Source organism: Polymorphobacter fuscus (assembly GCF_011927825.1).
Classification (GTDB): Bacteria; Pseudomonadota; Alphaproteobacteria; order Sphingomonadales; family Sphingomonadaceae; genus Sandarakinorhabdus; species Sandarakinorhabdus fusca.
Window position 1 is genome coordinate 655,253 of the sequence record NZ_JAATJI010000001.1, and the last position, 17,874, is coordinate 673,126.

The following is a 17,874-nucleotide window of genomic DNA, read 5'->3' on the forward strand; positions in this document are numbered from 1 at the left end:
TCCGCTTGGCAAGCCAGCGCCTCTTTTGGACGAAACTGCGCAAATGCACCGGGTGCGACGCCGGCGCGTGTCAATGGTCGGCCTGCCACGTCCGCCGCCACCGCATCGGCGTGGTGCCGAGCACGCGGCGGAAAAGCCGTGTCAGATGCGCCTGGTCGTTCAACCCGCAGGCAAGCGCGATCTGCGACAGCGATTCGCGGGTATCCACCATCATCGCCTGCGCCCGCCGGACCCGCTGCCGGATGATGTAGCTGTGCGGGGTTTCGCCCACCGTTGCCTTGAACGCACGGCAGAAATGCCCCGTGCTCAACCGGGCGACCCCGGCGAGCTCGTCGGCGGCAAGCGCCCCCGTCAGGTTGCGATCGATGTGTTCGGTCACCCGGCGCAACTGCCAGCCGGCGAGACCGCCCTTGATCGATGTCCGGGCCGAACCCTTGGCCCCGGCCTCGCCGGCCGCAGCCGGATGCGGCGCCCACGTCGGCGATCCGCCCTCCATCAGCAGCACCGACAGCTGCGCCAGATAGCGCCTGGCCCTGTCGGGATCGTCTTCGAGACAGCCTCGCGCCCCGGCGATCAGCCCTTCGACCTCGGCCAGCAACAGCGCCGCGGGCCGGTGCGCCAGCGCGGTTTCGGCAACAAAGATCGACTGCGCAAAGGTCATGCCGCCAAGGTGCCGTGCCCGGCCGGTTGCCGACAGCCCCGTCCGGGTCGCCGCCGCCCCCTCTTTCGGGGCTGGCACCCTTCACATCTCGACAGCGCCCCCCAGCGGCGGCACCAGCGCCGGCCACCCCGACACCGGTATCGCCGCGTGCCGCCCGCGCAGCGCCGCGATCACCCCGCCATGGGTGACGATCGCGATCCGCCGCGCCGGCAGCGCCGCGCGCGCCGCAACGACCCGGTCGGCGAGCGCGCATGTCGTTTCGCCGCCGCCCGGACGGAACACGTCGGGAGCGTCGACCATGCCGTCCATGGCGTTGCCGGTGGCGCGGTAGATGGCATTCCAGGTCACCCCTTCCCACGCGCCGAAATCACGTTCCCGCCACGCCGGATCGGCGATCGCCTCGACCGCGCCGTGCCGCGCGATCCACCGCGCCAGGACGGCGGCGCGGCGCAACCCGGAATGGATGACAAGCTCCGGCCGCCAGCGCGCCAGATCGGGCGCGAGCAAGCGCGCCTGTGCCGCCCCCGCCCGGCTCAACCCCGGGTCGCTGGCGCCATAGCAACGGCGGTGCCAGTCCCGCGCCACCTCGGTATGGCGGATCAACAGCAGCGCTGCGCTCATCCAGCGGTCGCCGCCAGCAGCAGCAACAATTGGCCGGCATAGGCACCAAAGCCCAGGCAGTCGCCGGTGCTGCCGCCGATACGGCGCAGCAGCATCGCCCGGAACCACAGCACGAACGCCGCCGACGCCGCCAGCGTCAGCAGCGCCGGTCCCGGCGCCGCCCAGGCGAACGGCGCGAGGCCGGGGACCGCCGTCAGCACCGCCAGCCCGATCACGCCGCCACCGACGCCCGATCCGATATCCTTTGCCAGCCCGGTTCCCGCCGCTGCCGGCGGCACTGCCGCCATCAGCACCGCCGCCAGCAACCGGCCAAAGCAGGCCGAGGCGATCATGATGCCGGCAGCGGCAACTGGCGTCGCCATGCCGACCACTGCCATCAACAACACGGCGCGCAGCCCGATCGCCAGCCCCAGCCCGACCGCGCCATAGCTGCCGATGCGGCTGTCCTTCATGATCCGCCGCACATCGTCGGAAGTTTGGCCACCCCCGAAGGCATCGCAGAAATCGGCGACCGCATCTTCGTGGAAGGCGCCGGTCAACCGCGCTTCGACAATCAGCGCCGCGACCACTGCAACCGGCACCGGCCACCACCGCGCCGCGCCCAGCGCCACCGCCGCCGTCACCGCGCCGACCAGCGCCCCGACCAGCGGGAACCAGCCCACCGCACGCACCAGCCCACTATGCACCTGTGCCGACGACAGGCCGGTGGTGCCCGGTACCGGCAGCCGGGTCAGGAACTGCACCGCCAGCAGCGGCGGCGCCCACCAGGGGCAGTCCGCGTCTTTCATTGCGGTGCCAACACGTCCGCCAGCAGCGCCACATCCCGGATGACCGCCGCCGCGCTGTCGAGCAGCGGCAGCGCCACCAGTGCCCCGGTGCCTTCACCCAGCCGCATCTGCCAATCGAGCACCGGCTCCAGCCCCAGATGCGCCAGGGCAGCGCCATGCCCCGGCTCGGCCGACCGGTGCGCGGCGATCATCCGCCGCGCCGTCCCCGGCGCCAGCCGCTCCGCCACCAGCGCCGCCGCGGTCGCCACATAACCATCGAGCAGCAGCGTCGCCCCCGCCGCGGCGCCGGCGGCAAAGAACCCGGCCATGGCGACGATCTCGAACCCGGCCACCGCCGAGATGGCGCCGCGCGGATCGTCCGCCAGCCGCGGCCGCGCCCGGTCGACCGCTTCGCCGACGATCCGCCGCTTGATGACCATTGCCGCATCATCGGCACCGGCGCCGCGGCCGACCGCGATATCGGTCGACGCCCCCGCCAGCAGCGAAGTCAGGCATGCCGCCGGCGTCGTGTTGCCGATCCCCATTTCCCCGGTGATCAGCACGGCATTGCCAAGCCCGACCGCCAGCGCCGCCTCCGCCCCGCCGGCGGTCCAGGCCGCTTCGAACTGCGCCGCCGTCATCGCCGCGCCCTGAGACAGGTCGGCGGTGCCCGCCGCCACCGGCACCGACCGGTAATGGTCGGGCCACGGCTGTGGCGGCGGCGTGACCGCCCCGACATCGACCAGCCGCAAGGTGCAGCCATGCGCCGCCGCCAGCACCGCGCTGCTCGCCTGCCCCGCCAGGATCGTCGCCATCATCAGGCCAGTCACCGCCGATGGCCACGCCGACACGCCTTGCGCCACCACGCCATGATCGCCGGCGAACAGCGTCAGCGCGCGCGGCCGTGTCACCGGATCGATCCGCTGCTGCACCACCGCCAGCCGCACCGCCAGCGCCTCCAGTTCCCCCAGGCTGCGCGGTGGCTTGGCGAGCGCGTCGAGCCGCGCCCAGGCTGCTGCTTCATCGATCATCGGGCTGTCCCTGCCATTGTCATTATCTGTTCGCTGTCGACGGTTTCGGCCAGCGCCGCGGCGAGCGCGTCGAGCGCCACGTCGACCCTTTGCGCCTGGTCGACGCCGTCCGACGCCACCCCCAGCCGCGCCAGCCAGGCCGCGCGCTGGCGTGCATCGTTGAACAGGCCGTGGATGTAGCATCCGGCTATCCGGCCATCGGCCGTCGTCGCGCCATCGTGGCTGCCATCCGCCAGGCGCAGCAACGGTGCGGTCCCCGGGTCGACGTCCGGGTCGAAGGTCGTGCGTCCGGAATGGATCTCGTAGCCCGCGAACGCGGCGCCATCGGCAAGGCTGGTCCCGGTCGTCGCGGTCAGCCGCTTGTCGTCGGTCAGCCGCGTCGTCACCGGCAGATAGCCGAGCCCCGCCGCGCTCCGATCCGGCCCCTCGATGCCCTGCGGGTCGGTGATGCTGTGCCCCAGCATCTGGTAACCGCCACAGATGCCGAGCAGATGGCCGCCACGCCGGACATGCGCGGCAATGTCGATATCCCAGCCCTGCGCGCGGAGGAACGCCAGGTCGGCAATCGTCGCCTTGGTGCCGGGAAGGATGATCAGCGCCGCATCGGCCGGGATCGCCTGCCCCGGCGGAACGAACACCAGCCGCACCCCGGGTTCGTGGATCAACGGGTCGAAATCGTCGAAATTGGCGATGCGTGACAGCATCGGCACGGCAATGGTGACGGCGCCTTCACTGCGCCGCGCCGTTTCCAGCACGACGCCGTCCTCGGCCGGCAGCTGCCGCGCCGCGGCAATCCACGGCACCACCCCCAGCCCCGGCCAGCCGGTGCGCCGGGCGATTTCGGCATAGCCATCGTCGAACAGCCGCACATCGCCGCGGAACTTGTTGATCAAGAAACCGCGGATCATGGCGGCGTCGTCGGGATCGATGACGACCCTGGTGCCGACCAGCGAGGCGATGACGCCGCCGCGATCGATGTCGCCGACCAGGATCACCGGCACGCCGGCGGCGCGGGCAAAGCCCATGTTGGCGATGTCGCCGCGGCGCAGGTTGATCTCAGCCGGGCTGCCGGCACCTTCGACGACGACGAGATCGGCGCGGCCACGCAACCGGGCATAGCTTTCCAGCACGGCACCGAGCAATTCGCCCTTGCGCCCCTGATAGTCGGCGGCACCCAGCTGCCCCAGCACCTTGCCATGGACGATGACCTGCGCCCCGGTATCGGATTGCGGCTTGATCAGCACCGGGTTCATGTCGGTCGACAGTTCGGCGCGGCACGCCATGGCCTGCAACGCCTGGGCGCGGCCGATCTCGCCGCCGTCGGCGGTTACCGCCGCATTGTTCGACATGTTCTGCGGCTTGAACGGCAGCACCTTCAACCCGCGATTGGCGAACAGCCGGCACAGACCGGCCACCAGCACCGACTTGCCGACATCGGAGCCGGTGCCCTGCAACATCACAGCAGCCATGCGACACCCCCCACGATCACCCACAACAACAGGCAGGCCCGGCGATAGATGGCCAGCGCGCGGCCCAGATCGGCGGCGACCGGCTGCGGCCCGGCGCCCAGCCGGGCACGCGATGCCGGTTCCCCCGCATAGGTCACCGGCCCGCCGAGCTGGCGCCCCAGCGCTCCGGCCATCGCCGCTTCGGGCCAGCCGCCGTTGGGCGAGGCGTGCTTGCCGGCATCGCGCCACATCGTCGCCAGCCCGCCGCCACCGGCCAGTGCCACCAGCAACCCGGACAGCCGCGCCGGCACCAGCATCACCAGGTCATCGGTGCGCGCCGCCGCCCAGCCGAAATCGCCATGGCGTTCGTCGCGATGGCCGATCATCGAATCGGCGGTGTTGACCGCCTTGCACACCAGCAACCCTGGCAGGCCGGCGACCAGAAACCAGAATGCCGGCGCGACGACGCCGTCGCAAAAACTCTCGGCCAGGCTTTCGATGGCGGCAACCGCGACGCCGCCTTCATCCAGCCCCGCCGTGTCACGACCGACGATGGCGGACACCGCGACCCGCGCCACCGCCAGATCACCGGCCAGCAGCGGACGCGCCACTGCCGCCACATGGTCGTACAGGCTGCGCTGCGCCAGTCCGGTCGTCGCCACCAATATCAGCACGGCGATGCCCCAGCCGTCCCCGGCCAGCCAGGTAATGGCCCAGCCAAGACCCCCGGCGATCCCGACGATTGCCCCCAGCAGCAGCACGCCCGACAGCTTGCGTCGCCACCGCCCGCCCCGGTTCCAGCCCCGGTCCATCCCGGCGATGGCCGCGCCGATCCAGCTGACGGGATGGCCGATGGCGCCGTACAGCCACGCCGGATAGCCGATCGCCGCCTCCGCCACCAACGCCGCCAGCAATTGTTCGGCACGCGCGCTCATCCGGGGCGGCTCATGTCCGTCCGGTGGCGACGATGAACCGCCGACCATCGGGGGTATGGCCGACATGCGCCGCGACACCATAGGTTTCGGCGATCAGCGCGGGGGTCAGCACAGCCTCGGTCGCGCCATGCGCGACGACGCGCCCGCCGCGCATCAGCATCACCGCATCGGCGACGCGGGCCGCCTGGTTGAGATCGTGCAGCACGACGATGACGCCTGCGCCCGCGGCCGCGATGGCGCGCAAGCGGTCGAGCACATCGAGCTGGTGCGCCGGGTCGAGACTGGCAAGCGGTTCATCGGCAAGCAGCCATTCAGGTGTCCCCGCCAGCACCCGCGCCAGTAGCACGCGGCCGCGTTCACCACCCGACAGGCTGGTCACGACCCGCGTCGCCAGCCCGGCAACATCGGTCGCCGCCATCGCCGCGGCCACGGCCGCCCGGTCGACGTCGCTTTCCCCCCAGCGGCCGCGATGCGGAAACCGCCCGAGCGCGACCAGGGTCGCCACATCGACATCCCAGTTCACATCGGCGGTCTGCGGCAGGAAGCCGATGCGCCGCGCGAGGTCGCGCCGCGGCACCGCCGATCGCGCCACGCCATCGATCCGCACCACCCCGCGATCAGGGTTGCGCAGCCCGGCGAGGCAGGCAAGCAAGGTCGACTTCCCGGCACCGTTGGGTCCCAGCACCGCCGTCACCGCGCCGCGCCGGAACGTGGCGCCGACATCGATTAGCGCCGGGTTGCCGCCCAGCGCCACCGACAGATTTTCCACCGAAAGCGTCATGGCAGCTGCCGCCGCATGCGCAGCAACAGCGCAAGGAAGAACGGCCCGCCGAGCATCGACATCGCAATCCCCAGCCGCAGTTCGCTGACCGTCGGCAAGGCCCGCACCAGACTGTCCGCCACCACCAGCAACAATGCCCCGCCCAGCGCCGAGGGCAGCAACACCGCCGACGGCCGGTTGCCGGCAAACGGCCGCACCAGATGCGGCACCATCAAGCCGACAAAACCGATGATCCCCGCTGCCGCCACCGACGCCCCGACGCAGATGCCGACACCGATGACGATCAGCACCTGCAGCCGCAGCGGATCGACGCCCATCGACCGCGCCGCCGTTTCGCCCAGCGTCAACGCATCGAGCGAACGGCCGGTCAGCGCCAGCACCCCGGCGCCAACGGCGATCAGCGGCAGCGCCATGCGAACATCGTCCCAGCTGCGATCGGTCAGCGCCCCCATCAGCCAGGTGACGATCTGCGACGTCGCGAACGGCGTCGGCGCGAGGCTGATCGCCAGGGCCGTCATCGACCCGGCGATGCTCGACAGGATAACCCCGCCCAGCGTGAACACGATCAGGCTGCCCGATCGCCCGACCAGCAGCGCCAGCAAGGCCATCGACACCGCCGCCCCGGTCAGCGCAAACGCCGGCAACAGCCAGGCCGCCGCGGCATAGCCGAAGAACAGCGAGAGCACCGCGCCAAGCGCCGCCCCCGCCGACACCCCGAACAGCCCCGGATCGGCCAGCGGATTGCGCAGATACCCCTGCATCGCCGCCCCTGAAATCCCCAGCGCCCCCCCCACCAGCCCCGCCAGCACCGTGCGCGGCGCCCGCAATTCGGCAATGATCAGCCAGCGCGGATCATTGCCCTGCCAGGCAGCCAGCGGCAGCCAGACCTTCCCCGCCATCAGCGACAGCGCCATGGCGCACAGCAGGGCGACAATCAGAAGGATGTTGAACCGCTGCGTCACAGGCTGCGCCGCGCATCCGCCAACGCCGCCACGGCATCGATGATCGTCGGGCCGCCGCATCGCAACAGCCGCTCCGGATAGGGGCGGATGGCGATATGCCCACCCATCCGCCGCAAGGCAGGATGGCCCAGCATCCGGTCTTCCCCGCGTTCATCGCCGACCGAAAACAGCACCCGCGGCGCCCGCGCGATCAGATATTCGAGCGGCAGCACATCCCAGTTCTTCAGCCCGTAATCCTTGCTCAGATTGTGAAAGCCGGTCCGGCGCAACAGCTCGCTGGCCAGCGTCTTTTCTCCCGGCACCAGCCCGCCGCCCTGCCAGATGAGCGCCGGCACCCGCCCCGCCGGGCCGCCCGCCGCAGCGACGGCTGCATCGATGCGAGCGTTCAGCCGCGCCCCGCGGTCGGGATGACCCACTGCTGCCGCAATCTGGCGCACCTGCTCCCGACTTTCGGAAATGGTTTCCGGTACGCCCAGTTGCAGCAGCGCAATGTCCATCCGTTTGAGGGCGGCGATCGTCGCCGGCGCGACATGGGCCCCGGCGATGACGAGGTCGGGCGCCAGTGCCACCACTTCCTCGGCGGTTCCCGACGTCGCCGCGTATCGCGCCGCTTCGGACGCCGTGATCGAACTCGCCCGCGGGTCCTTGGAATAATGGCTGATTCCGGCAATCTGCCCAGGATCGGCGACATGCATCAATATGGCATCGACACAGGGGTTGATCGATACGATGCGCGGCGGGGCAGCCGCTGCCGGCGCCGTGACCAGCAAGGCAAGGGCGATGATCCGCATCAATATTCGACGCCCTTCTGCGCCTTGAAGCCGGCCTTGAACGGGTGCTTCACCTCGGCGAATTCGGTGACCAGATCGGCAATCTCCAGCAGCTCGGGCCTGGCATTCCGCCCGGTGATGCAGATGTGCTTGGTCAGCGGCCGTTCGCGGAGAAACGCCACGATCTCGTCGATCGGCAGCGTGTCGTTGCGCAGCACGATGTTCAGCTCGTCGAGGATGATGAAATCATAGGCCGGGTCGAGGATCCGCGCCTTGGATCGCTCCCAGGCGGCGCGGGCGGACGCAATGTCCTGCGCCCGGTCCTGCGTGTCCCAGGTGAAGCCGTCGCCCATCACCTCGAAGGTCAACAGCTCGGGGTTGGCCTGGAAGAAGTTTTTTTCCCCCGTCTCCCAGCTGCCCTTCACATATTGGACGATGCCGACCTTCATCCCCCAGCCAAGGCTGCGGATGGCCATGCCGAAGGCCGACGACGACTTGCCCTTGCCGTTGCCGGTGTGGACGATCAGCAGGCCGCGTTCCAGCGTATGACGCGCCTGAATGCGTTCGCGCGCCGCCTGCACGCGCTTCATCCGGGCATTATGCGCTGCAAATTCGTCGGGATTGTCGGTCATGACAGGCTCCTGCTGCGAAGGGCGTGCGCCAGCCGCGCCAGCTGGTCGGCATCTGCCGGCAATCCGATCCGCAGCCGCCGTGGCTGGTCGGCGAAGGGCCGGGTCAAGATGGCCTGGCCGGCGAGGTGGCGGAACAACGCCGCGGAATCATCGGTATCGACCAGCGCGAAGCACGACGTGCCGCCACATTGCGCCAGGCCGGCGGCGGCGATCGCGGCAGCCAGTCCGGCTGCGGCGTGCGACAGCCGCACCCGCTGCGCCGCCTGCCAGCCGTGGTCGCGATAGGCCGCCGTGCCGATGGCGATGGCCGGACCCGACAGCGGCCAGTCGCCGAGCAGCCGCCGCAGCGGTGCCGCCACCGCCGGCGGCGCCACGACGAACCCCAACCGCAGCCCCGCCAGCCCGAAAAACTTGCCGAAGGACCGCAGCACGATCGTTGCCGGCCAGCCTGTTGTGGCAAGGCTCGGCGCGCCGCCGGCATCGGCAAAGGCTTCGTCGATGATCAGCCAGCCGGCCTTGGCCTCCATCGCCTGCGCGGCGACGGCAAGGGCGTCGCGAGAAGCGATGGCACCATCCGGGTTGTTCGGCCGCGCCAGCACCAGCGCGTCATGCGCGTCGGCGTCGATCGCGGCGATGACGCGCGCACCGGGCCACATCGCGACATGGCCCGAATAGCCCGGCCCGACCACCGCCGGCGCCTTTGCCGCGATGACCTGCCCCAGCAACCGCAAGGCGATATCGCTCCCCGGCACCGCCACCGTGTCGGCGGCATCGCTGCCGAAGACGGTGGCAGCGGCGGATTCCAGCGCCGCCAGCGCCGCCGGCTCCGGCAACCGCGCCAGTGCCAGCGGGTCGATCGCGGCCGGATAGGCCCAGGGGCTGATCCCGGTCGACAGGTCGATCCAGTCGTCGCGGCCCGGAAATGCCGCGCGCGCCAGCGCCAGCCGTCCGCCATGAACGGCGAAATCGGCAACACTGGCACGCGCTTGCATCATCAGTAGGTCACCCGCACCCCGGCATAGCCGGCACGGCCCGGCTGGCCATAGCGGATGACTGTCTCATAGCGTTCATCGAACAGGTTCTCGACCCGGCCGTAAAGTTCGATGTTCCGGGTGATCGGGAACGCAGCGCGGACGTCGGCGAGCACATAGCCCTGAACGCGCGTGGTGTTGGCGGCATTGTCGAAACTCCGCCCGACATGCGTCACGGTGGCGCCGGTTTCCAGCCCGAACGGCCAGCGATAGTCGACGAGGGTGCTGACGCTCTGCTGCGGGCGCCGCACCAGCAGCTTGCCGAAATTGGCGTTGCCCGGCGACCGGTTGACGGCGTTGGTATAGGTATAGTTCGCCTGCACGCGCAGCGCCTCGACAGGACGCAGCGCCAGCCCGACTTCCACGCCATCGGCGCGCGCCCGCGCGACATTGTCATAGGTCCCCGATGGCCGCCCCGCACAGATGCCCGTCAACGGCCGCGTGCACGAGACAAAGGCGATCAGATTGGTGCTGTCGCGCTTGAAATAGGTGGCGCTGGCTTCCAGCGCGCCGTCCAGCATCGTCTGGGTGATGCCCGCGTCCCAGCCCTTCGACCGTTCGGGCTGCAACAGCTGGTTCCCATATTCGCTCTGCAGCTGGTACAGCGAAGGCGCCTTGAAGCCTTCCGAATAGCTCGCCCGGAATGCCGTGCCCGTGGCAGCGACGGTATAGACGCCGCTCCCGCCGAAGGTCGTGGCACCGCCGAAGCGATTGTGATCGTCGTGCCGCACGCCGCCGGTCAGTGTCAGCCCGGCGACCGGCGTCGCCACCAGCTGGCCGTAGACGCTGTCGATGCGGGCCCGGCCGCGGGTGACGGGGCCGCCATAGCTCGACGTGTTGAAGCGCGAGGTTTCCCGTTCCAGCCCGGCGGTCGCCTGCCAGCCATCGGCAATGTCGAACACGCCCTGATATTCCAGCCGCTCGTTGCGGCCGTCGCTGGCAAAGGTCTCGGTGCCCTGGTCATTGCTGGTGCGGTGGGTGTCGGTAAAGGCAAAGCCGAGCCGGTTGCGGAAGCGGCCGTCGAGAAAGGCCGCGTTAAGGCCGGTATAGGCGACGATTTCACGGGTTTTCGACACTTCGAGCGTATCGCCAAAGGCGAAGCTGGGCGGCGGAAAGCCGTCGATGCCGACCTTGCCATTGACGTACCAGCCGCGCGCATCGATCGAAATGGCATCGGTCAACGCCAGGTTGAGATTGCCGTTGGCGCTGAAATTGTCATAGCCGTCGCGCTCGCGGCCGCCACGCGCCTCGCTGAACGACGAAATGCCATCGGTGCGGAAATAGCCCGCCCCGGCGCTCGCCGACAGCGGCCCTGCCTTGCCCGAAACATTGCCGACAAGTTGCGCGGTGTTGCGAAAGCCATATTCGCCGCGCGCATTGATCGCGAGGTCCTCGGTCGGCGGCCGCGTGATCATGTTGATGACGCCGCCGATCGCCTGGCTGCCCCACAGCACCGATTGCGAGCCGCGCAGCACCTCGATGCGGTCGATATTGCCGACCAGCAGGTTGCCGAAGTTGAAGCCGCCGCCGGGCGACGACGGGTCGTTGAGCTTGACCCCGTCGATCAGCGCCACGGTCTGGTCACTGTCGGCGCCGCGGATGAACACCGACGTCGCCGTGCCGATGCCGCCGTTGCGAGCGATGGACACGCCCGGCAGGGTGCGCAGGATATCGACGACGGAAACAGTCTGGCGACGGGTGATTTCGCCCGAATCGACGATGCTGATCGACTGGCCGACACGCGACAGCGGCTGCGGGCTGCGATTGGCGGTCACGACAATGGTGTCATCGGGCGCGTCGAGCGCCAGCGCGGGGGCAGAAATCGCAGTCGTCAGCAGAACGGAAAGGAAAAAACGCATGGAACCTCCTTGTTGAACAACAAGAGGTTGCGCGCGCCGACAGGCACGGTCTTGCAATCAGCCAACGGATCGAAACCCATCACGCACGCCACCTCCTTCGATGTCGTCACGCGAGGGGATCCCCCCGATCACACCAAACACCCCGTTGGCGCAAAGGACCGACCGCGTCAGGCAGGTCTCCTGGCTCCCGGGTCGTCACGTCCGCCCCGCCTTCCCGGCCGCTTGCGCGGCCAGTGGCACGATGGGGCGACCGCTCGCCGGTCACAGTTGCGGGCACAGCCCCGGATTGCAGGCACAAATCCTGCTCCCGGGTTCCCTATTATTTCCATTTCTGGAAACCTGACGCAAAGGCTCGATATTCGGGCAAGTGCGAAAGGGCAAGCGTGGCAATTACCGAATTGACTTTTTACCTCGGCGGCGCCCGGTCGGGCAAAAGCCGCCGCGCACAGGCCCATGCCGAGCGCCTTTCCGGCGACCTCGTCTACCTCGCGACCGGCCAGGCGTTCGACGCCGAAATGGCCGATCGAATCGCCCGCCACCGTGCCGATCGCGGGCCGCGCTGGCGCACGGTCGATTGCCCGATCGACCTGCCGGGTGCGGTCGCCCGCGAGGCGGTTGCCGGCCAGGTCGTGCTGGTCGATTGCCTCACGCTCTGGACCAGCAATGTCCTGCTCGCCGACGGCGACATGGACGCCGCCACCGACAATCTGCTCGGCGCTCTCGCCGCTTCCGCCGGCCCCGTCATCCTGGTCAGCAACGAGGTCGGCCTGGGGATCGTCCCCGACAATGCGCTGGCCCGCCGCTTCCGCGACGCCGCCGGGCGGCTGCACCAGGCGGTCGCCGCACGCGCCGACGCCGTCCATTTCGTCGCCGCCGGGTTGGCGCTCCAGCTCAAATAACCGCTCTAGTGGCGTTCCAGCTCGGCGCGGCCGACCACCATGTGGTGGACTTCATCAGGGCCATCGGCAAAGCGCAGGTGGCGGACATCGGTGTACATCGCCGACAAGGGGCTCCACTGCGACACGCCCGTCGCGCCATGGATCTGCATCGCCTGGTCGATAATCGTCGCGACCTTTTCCGGCACCATCGCCTTGACCATGCTGACCCACACCCGCGCCTCGCGGTTGCCGAGCACGTCCATGGCGCGCGCCGCCTTCAGCACCATCAGCCGCATCGCCTCGATCTCGATCCGCGCCCGCGACACGGTTTCCAGGTTCTTGCCGAGCTGGATGATCGGCTTGCCGAACGCCACCCGCGATGTTGCGCGCTTGACCATCAGGTCGAGCGCCTTTTCGGCCTGCCCGATGGCGCGCATGCAATGGTGGATGCGCCCCGGCCCGAGCCGCACCTGCGAAATCTCGAACCCCCGCCCGACGCCGAGCAGGATATTCTCCTCGGGCACGCGCACGTTCTCCAGCTTGATGTGCATGTGCCCGCGCGGCGCATGGTCATGGCCGAACACCGTCATCGGCCCCAGCACCTGGACGCCGGGCGTGTCCATCGGCACCAGGATCTGCGACTGCTGGCCGGAAGCGGGCCCGTCGGGGTTGGTCTTGACCATGCAGATCATGATCTTGCAGCGCGAGTCACCGGCGCCGGAAATATAATATTTCTCGCCGTTGATGACCCATTCGCCGTTTTCGAGCACGGCCCGGGTGCTGATGTTCTTGGCATCCGACGAGGCGACGCCCGGCTCGGTCATCGCATAGCAGCTGCGGATTTCGCCGTTAAGCAATGGCTTCAGCCAGCGCTCCTTCTGCGCCTCGGTGCCGACCCGCTCCAGCACTTCCATGTTGCCGGTGTCGGGCGCCGAACAGTTGAGCGTCTCGGACGCCAGCGGCTGCTTGCCGAGCTCGGCGGCGATATAGGCATAGTCGAGGTTGCTCAGCCCCTTGCCGATCTCGGAATCGGGCAGGAAGAAATTCCACAGCCCCGATTGCTTGGCCTTGTTCTTGGCGGTTTCAAGCAGTTCGAGCTGCCCCGGCGCCCAGCTCCAGCGGTCGGCACGGCCTTCCCCGAGGCGATAAAATTCCTCGGCGATCGGTTCGACATTCTCGGCAATGTGCCGCTTGACCGCGTCGAACAGGGGCTGCGATTCGGGCGACATGGCAAGCTGGTTGAGCGCCGCCTCGGTTTCGGGGCTCGTCGTCGGCAGAACATGCAGCATCGGGTCGGTCCTTCACCACGCGGCCAATCCCGGCCGCTCACACCCACAGGCTGCGCCAAGCCACCGCAGCGCGCCACCCGGCATTTGGGCAGGTTTGCAGCCGGAGCGGCTGTGGAGGCATGATCGCGGCAAAGGGAGACCCGCCATGAACCTTGCCGACAAGACCATCGTCATCACCGGCGCCGCCGGCGGCATCGGCGCCGCGCTGGCGCACCGTTTCGCTGCGGAAGGGGTGCGGCTGATCGTCTGCGCCGACATCGACGGCGACGGCGCCGCCGCCACCGCAGCCGCGGTCGGTGGCGTCGGCATCCGCACCGACGTGTCGCGGGAAGCCGATATCCAGCAGCTGATCGAAACCGTCGAAGCCGACCATGGTCCCATCGACCTGTTCTGCTCCAACGCCGGCATCGGCATCGGCGGCGGTGCGGAGGCCAGCAACGACGGCTGGCAGCGCATCTGGGAGATCAATGTCATGGCGCATGTCTGGGCGGCGCGCCACTTGGTGCCGCGGATGATCGCGCGCGGCGGCGGCTATCTGATGAACACGGCGTCGGCGGCCGGGCTGTTGTCGCAGATCGGCTCGGCGCCCTATGCCGTCACCAAGCACGCCGCCGTCGGCCTCGCCGAATGGCTGGCGCTGACGCATGGCGACGACGGCATCAAGGTGTCCGTCCTCTGCCCCCAGGCCGTCCGCACCGCGATGACGGCGGGCAACCCGGACGGCGTCGCCAGCATCGACGGCATGATGGAGCCGGAGGTGCTGGCCGAATGTTGCGTGCGGGCACTGGCGGACGAGACCTTCCTCATCCTGCCGCACCCCGAAGTGCTCGATTACATGCGCCGCAAGACAGCCGATTACGACCGCTGGATCGGCGGCATGCGCAAACTGAACCGGGCGTATCGGGGTTAGGGTCACGTTTCAGAACGTCCCTTCGGCGACAGGCGACCCAAAGTGGTCCAAAGCTGATGTTTTGCTGCCATCTCGATGGGGCTTCGAATGACGGAAGCTGGGACTTGGCGGCCATTCACTACGGCTGCGGCGAATGACAGCTTCCGCCCAGTAGCGGCCGCTTGGACGCCCTTGTAAAGATGCCGAAACCAGACATTGCAGGTGGCCCGGTTTTTATGTCGTCGCGCCGAGAAATCTATCTGATCAGGCATGGCGAAACAGAGTGGAACGCCGCTGGACGCTTTCAAGGCATCCTCGATTCTCGCCTGACCGAAAAGGGAGTGGCACAGGCCGAAGCATATGGGCGACACCTCGCGACGGTTTCAACCAAGATCGAAAAGTTGGTAGCAAGCCCATTGGGCAGGGTTCGCGAGACCACCGCCATCATTCAGTCTTTTGGCAGATTTCCAGAGGCACAGTGGGATCATCGAATTGCCGAGGTTTCGGTTGGGTCTTGGGATGGACTTACGCACGCTGACATCGAGGCTCAGTGGCCGGGGCTGTTGAACGGATCGACACCATTCGACTGGTTTTTCCGATCGCCGGACGGCGAAACCTACGACGCCGCCATGGCGCGAGTCATCGAGTGGCTGGATAGCTTGTCGGGTGTCGTTCTTGCCGTGTCGCATGGACTGACAGGCCGCCTAATTCGGGGAGCCTATCTCAATCTGATGATGGATCATGCACTCAGCTTGCCCGTTCCGCAGGACGTGATCTGGCGATTAGCCGACACACGCATTGAGCCGATCCGCGTCTCTTGAAGCCGGACCAACCCCAGTGTCCTCTTTCCCAGGGCGGCTGACGCTAAGCTGTCTGTCTCATATCCACGAAAGCCGCCATTGCCATGCCCAATGTCGAACGACCGGCTATGGGTCGAGAACTGCCATTGCCGCCACAGGTAGTCAGGGTCAGATTTTGACCTAGCGCCCGATCAGCGCATCCGCCATCGCCGCCACGATCGCATCCACGTCGAGGCGATATTCGCGGTACAGGTCCGGCAGGTCCCCCGTCTGCCCGAAGCGGTCGACGCCGAGCGGCACCACCCTCTGCCCGCGCACGCCGCCGAGCCACGATAGCGCCGCCGGCGACCCGTCGAGCAACGTCACCAGCCGGGCGCCGGCGGGCAGTGCACCGAGCAAAGTCTCGACATGCGACGGCGCGGCGCCGTCCGCCCAGCGCGCGGCCCCCGCCGCGCTCCAGCCGCGGTGCAGCAGGTCGGGTGAGGTCACGACCAGCAGGCCGAGACCCGGCACATCGTCCTGCAACGCCTCCCACGCGGCCAGCGCTTCGGGCAGCAGCGCCCCCATCGCGACGATCGCGGCCTCCGCGGCATCGCCCGGCGGCTTCAGCCAATAGCCGCCGGCGATCGTCCCCTGCCGCCAGGCGTCGTCGGTCCGCACCGGCTGGACCAGGTTGCGCGTCGTCAACCGCAGATAGACCGAGCCGCCGTCCGCCGCCTGCAGATGCCCGAAGCTCCAGTGCATCAGCGCCGCCAGTTCGTCGGCATAGGCCGGCTCGAACATCGTCAGCCCTGGCTGCCCCATGGCGATCAACGGCGGGTTGATCGACTGGTGCGCCCCGCCTTCGGGCGCCAGCGTCAGCCCTGATGGCGTCGCCACCAGCAGGAAGCGTGCGTCCTGGTAACAGGCATAGTTCAGCGCATCGAGCCCGCGCGCGATAAACGGATCATAGACCGTGCCCACCGGAATCAGCCGGGTGCCGAACAGCGGCGCCGCCAGCCCGAACGCCGCGAGGACGAGGAACAGGTTGTTCTCGGCAATCCCAAGTTCGACATGCTGGCCGGCGCTGCCCCCCGCCCATTTCTGCGGGCTGGGGATCCTGGCGGCGCGAAACACATCGGCAAGGTCGGCGCGCCGGAACAGCCCGCGGGCGTTGACCCAGGGCCCGAGGTTGGTCGACACCGTCACATCGGGCGACGTCGTGACGATCCGCTCCGCCATTGCCCCGCCGGCCTTGGCGATCTCCAGCAGGATCCGCCCGAACGCCGCCTGGGTCGATTGTTCCGCGCCATCGGGCGCCGCAATGTCGGGCACCGGCACCGGGTCGAAACCATGGTCGCGCGGCAGCCGGGCCGCCGGGGATGCCGCGACAAAGTCCTGCAACACCCCCAGCTGGTTCCCGCCGACGCCCGCCCAGCGGTCCCATTCCGCCCCTGGCGCGATCCCCAGCGAGTCCCGCAACGCCTCCATCTGCCCCGCATTCATCTGCCCGGCGTGGTTGTCCTTGTGTCCCGCCAGCGGCAGCCCCTTGCCCTTGACGGTATAGGCGATGATCAGCGCCGGCCGGTCGCTCGCCGCCGCCTCGGCATAGGCCGCCAGCAACGATTGAACACAATGGCCGCCAAGGTCGGTCATCAGCCGCGCCAGTTCATCGTCATCGCGCGCGTCGAGCAGCGCCCGCACGTCGCCCGCATCGCCGATATCGGCGAGCAACCGCGCCCGCCACGCCCCGCCGCCCTGATAGGTCAGCGCCGCATAATCGACATTGGGGCAGCCATCGATCCACGCTTCCAGCGCTGCCCCACCCGGCTCGGCGAAGGCCGCCTGCAACCGCCGGCCGTGCTTCAGCGTGATCACCCGCCAGCCGCAGGTTTCGAAAATATCGTCGAAGCGCCGGAACATCCGGTCGGCAGTGGTATGGTCGAGACTCTGGCGGTTGTAGTCGACAATCCACCAGCAGTTGCGGATGTCGTGCTTGTAGCCTTCGATCAGGCATTCGTAGATATTGCCCTCGTCGAGCTCGGCATCGCCCATCAGCGCGATCATCCGCCCGGTATCGGCCGCCGCCAGCCGGCCGTGTGCCACCAGATAGTCCTGCACCAGGCTGGCAAAGGCCGTCACCGCCACGCCCAGCCCGACGCTGCCGGTGGAAAAATCCACCGGGATGCTGTCCTTGGTCCGCGACGGATAGCTTTGCGCCCCGCCCAGCCCGCGAAACGCCTTCAGCTTTTCCAGGCTCTGGCTGCCGACGAGATAATGGATGGCATGCAGCAACGGGCTGGCGTGCGGCTTGACCGCGACCCGGTCGTTGGGGCCGAGCCCGGCGAAATACAGGCTCGCCATGATCGTCGACATCGACGCGCACGACGCCTGGTGGCCGCCGACCTTGATCCCGTCACGGCTGGGTCGCAGGTGATTGGCATTGTGGATCGTCCACGCCGACAGCCAGCGCAGCCGGTCGTCGAGTGTTTCGATAAGCGCAATCGTATCGGCATCGGCACCAATGTCTGTATCGGTCAT

At 68.6% G+C, this 17,874-nt stretch carries 17 protein-coding genes and 1 riboswitch; of the genes, 3 read left to right on the forward strand and 14 right to left on the reverse strand.

Annotated elements, in window-relative coordinates:
- Positions 1-70: 70 nt before the first annotated feature.
- From GGQ62_RS03160 to GGQ62_RS03215, 12 genes are read right to left on the reverse strand one after another with little or no spacing between them, the layout of a single operon-like run.
- The gene (locus tag GGQ62_RS03160) at positions 71-739 is read right to left on the reverse strand and encodes a helix-turn-helix domain-containing protein (protein ID WP_243446600.1); all 669 of its coding nucleotides are present in this window, start codon (positions 737-739) and stop codon (positions 71-73) included.
- A 3-nt stretch (positions 740-742) separates the two neighbouring features.
- The gene (locus tag GGQ62_RS03165) at positions 743-1,282 is read right to left on the reverse strand and encodes a histidine phosphatase family protein (RefSeq protein ID WP_152576528.1); all 540 of its coding nucleotides are present in this window, start codon (positions 1,280-1,282) and stop codon (positions 743-745) included.
- Entirely contained in the window at positions 1,279-2,070 is a 792-nt protein-coding gene (locus GGQ62_RS03170) for an adenosylcobinamide-GDP ribazoletransferase (RefSeq protein WP_152576527.1), read from the reverse strand. The genes GGQ62_RS03165 and GGQ62_RS03170 overlap by 4 nt, the downstream gene beginning before the upstream one ends.
- Positions 2,067-3,080, reverse strand: a complete 1,014-nt coding sequence (gene cobT / locus GGQ62_RS03175) for a nicotinate-nucleotide--dimethylbenzimidazole phosphoribosyltransferase (RefSeq protein ID WP_152576526.1) — start codon at positions 3,078-3,080, stop codon at positions 2,067-2,069. The genes GGQ62_RS03170 and cobT overlap by 4 nt, the downstream gene beginning before the upstream one ends.
- The gene (locus GGQ62_RS03180; protein ID WP_152576525.1) at positions 3,077-4,549 is read right to left on the reverse strand and encodes a cobyric acid synthase; all 1,473 of its coding nucleotides are present in this window, start codon (positions 4,547-4,549) and stop codon (positions 3,077-3,079) included. The genes cobT and GGQ62_RS03180 overlap by 4 nt, the downstream gene beginning before the upstream one ends.
- Positions 4,537-5,463: an adenosylcobinamide-phosphate synthase CbiB gene (gene cbiB, locus GGQ62_RS03185; RefSeq protein WP_152576524.1), complete on the reverse strand. Its 927-nt coding sequence runs from the start codon at positions 5,461-5,463 to the stop codon at positions 4,537-4,539. Before cbiB ends, GGQ62_RS03180 begins: the two co-directional genes overlap by 13 nt.
- Positions 5,464-5,473: 10 nt before the next feature.
- The gene (locus tag GGQ62_RS03190; RefSeq protein ID WP_152576523.1) at positions 5,474-6,244 is read right to left on the reverse strand and encodes an ABC transporter ATP-binding protein; all 771 of its coding nucleotides are present in this window, start codon (positions 6,242-6,244) and stop codon (positions 5,474-5,476) included.
- Positions 6,241-7,206 (reverse strand): FecCD family ABC transporter permease, encoded by a 966-nt coding sequence (locus tag GGQ62_RS03195; RefSeq protein WP_424022202.1) that lies wholly within the window; start codon positions 7,204-7,206, stop codon positions 6,241-6,243. Before GGQ62_RS03195 ends, GGQ62_RS03190 begins: the two co-directional genes overlap by 4 nt.
- Positions 7,203-7,997 (reverse strand): ABC transporter substrate-binding protein, encoded by a 795-nt coding sequence (locus GGQ62_RS03200; RefSeq protein ID WP_152576521.1) that lies wholly within the window; start codon positions 7,995-7,997, stop codon positions 7,203-7,205. Before GGQ62_RS03200 ends, GGQ62_RS03195 begins: the two co-directional genes overlap by 4 nt.
- Positions 7,997-8,608, reverse strand: coding sequence for a cob(I)yrinic acid a,c-diamide adenosyltransferase (gene cobO, locus GGQ62_RS03205; RefSeq protein WP_152576520.1), 612 nt, complete (start codon positions 8,606-8,608; stop codon positions 7,997-7,999). Before cobO ends, GGQ62_RS03200 begins: the two co-directional genes overlap by 1 nt.
- The gene (locus GGQ62_RS03210) at positions 8,605-9,603 is read right to left on the reverse strand and encodes an aminotransferase class I/II-fold pyridoxal phosphate-dependent enzyme (RefSeq protein WP_243445970.1); all 999 of its coding nucleotides are present in this window, start codon (positions 9,601-9,603) and stop codon (positions 8,605-8,607) included. Before GGQ62_RS03210 ends, cobO begins: the two co-directional genes overlap by 4 nt.
- A complete protein-coding gene (locus GGQ62_RS03215; protein ID WP_152576519.1) occupies positions 9,603-11,498 on the reverse strand; it encodes a TonB-dependent receptor plug domain-containing protein in 1,896 nt (631 codons plus the stop codon). Before GGQ62_RS03215 ends, GGQ62_RS03210 begins: the two co-directional genes overlap by 1 nt.
- Before the next feature lie 153 nt (positions 11,499-11,651).
- Positions 11,652-11,856, reverse strand: a riboswitch (cobalamin riboswitch).
- A 31-nt stretch (positions 11,857-11,887) separates the two neighbouring features.
- Here GGQ62_RS03215 and cobU point away from each other — a divergent pair.
- Positions 11,888-12,397: a bifunctional adenosylcobinamide kinase/adenosylcobinamide-phosphate guanylyltransferase gene (cobU, locus tag GGQ62_RS03220; protein ID WP_152577047.1), complete on the forward strand. Its 510-nt coding sequence runs from the start codon at positions 11,888-11,890 to the stop codon at positions 12,395-12,397.
- 5 nt (positions 12,398-12,402) lie between these two features.
- Here cobU and GGQ62_RS03225 read toward each other — a convergent pair whose 3' ends face one another.
- Positions 12,403-13,605, reverse strand: a complete 1,203-nt coding sequence (locus tag GGQ62_RS03225; protein ID WP_152577046.1) for an acyl-CoA dehydrogenase family protein — start codon at positions 13,603-13,605, stop codon at positions 12,403-12,405.
- A gap of 205 nt (positions 13,606-13,810) precedes the next feature.
- On the opposite strand from GGQ62_RS03225, the gene GGQ62_RS03230 reads away from it, so the two are divergent.
- Positions 13,811-14,575, forward strand: a complete 765-nt coding sequence (locus tag GGQ62_RS03230; protein ID WP_152576518.1) for an SDR family oxidoreductase — start codon at positions 13,811-13,813, stop codon at positions 14,573-14,575.
- Positions 14,576-14,790: 215 nt separating this feature from the next.
- The gene (locus GGQ62_RS03235; protein ID WP_152576517.1) at positions 14,791-15,375 is read left to right on the forward strand and encodes a histidine phosphatase family protein; all 585 of its coding nucleotides are present in this window, start codon (positions 14,791-14,793) and stop codon (positions 15,373-15,375) included.
- Positions 15,376-15,534: 159 nt separating this feature from the next.
- Here GGQ62_RS03235 and GGQ62_RS03240 read toward each other — a convergent pair whose 3' ends face one another.
- On the reverse strand, positions 15,535-17,874 hold the full coding sequence (locus GGQ62_RS03240; RefSeq protein ID WP_152576516.1) for a transketolase: 2,340 nt from the start codon (positions 17,872-17,874) through the stop codon (positions 15,535-15,537).

Bases quoted from the DNA above. Each gene is read 5' to 3' on its own strand.
- GGQ62_RS03165 (WP_152576528.1), bottom strand. From the start codon at position 1,282: ATGAGCGCAGCGCTGCTGTTGATCCGCCATACCGAGGTGGCGCGGGAC.
- GGQ62_RS03170 (WP_152576527.1), bottom strand. From the start codon at position 2,070: ATGAAAGACGCGGACTGCCCCTGGTGGGCGCCGCCGCTGCTGGCGGTG.
- cobT (WP_152576526.1), bottom strand. From the start codon at position 3,080: ATGATCGATGAAGCAGCAGCCTGGGCGCGGCTCGACGCGCTCGCCAAG.
- GGQ62_RS03180 (WP_152576525.1), bottom strand. From the start codon at position 4,549: ATGGCTGCTGTGATGTTGCAGGGCACCGGCTCCGATGTCGGCAAGTCG.
- cbiB (WP_152576524.1), bottom strand. From the start codon at position 5,463: ATGAGCGCGCGTGCCGAACAATTGCTGGCGGCGTTGGTGGCGGAGGCG.
- GGQ62_RS03190 (WP_152576523.1), bottom strand. From the start codon at position 6,244: ATGACGCTTTCGGTGGAAAATCTGTCGGTGGCGCTGGGCGGCAACCCG.
- GGQ62_RS03200 (WP_152576521.1), bottom strand. From the start codon at position 7,997: ATGCGGATCATCGCCCTTGCCTTGCTGGTCACGGCGCCGGCAGCGGCT.
- cobO (WP_152576520.1), bottom strand. From the start codon at position 8,608: ATGACCGACAATCCCGACGAATTTGCAGCGCATAATGCCCGGATGAAG.
- GGQ62_RS03210 (WP_243445970.1), bottom strand. From the start codon at position 9,603: ATGATGCAAGCGCGTGCCAGTGTTGCCGATTTCGCCGTTCATGGCGGA.
- GGQ62_RS03215 (WP_152576519.1), bottom strand. From the start codon at position 11,498: ATGCGTTTTTTCCTTTCCGTTCTGCTGACGACTGCGATTTCTGCCCCC.
- GGQ62_RS03225 (WP_152577046.1), bottom strand. From the start codon at position 13,605: ATGTCGCCCGAATCGCAGCCCCTGTTCGACGCGGTCAAGCGGCACATT.
- GGQ62_RS03230 (WP_152576518.1), top strand. From the start codon at position 13,811: ATGAACCTTGCCGACAAGACCATCGTCATCACCGGCGCCGCCGGCGGC.
- GGQ62_RS03235 (WP_152576517.1), top strand. From the start codon at position 14,791: ATGTCGTCGCGCCGAGAAATCTATCTGATCAGGCATGGCGAAACAGAG.
- GGQ62_RS03240 (WP_152576516.1), bottom strand. From the start codon at position 17,874: ATGACCGATACAGACATTGGTGCCGATGCCGATACGATTGCGCTTATC.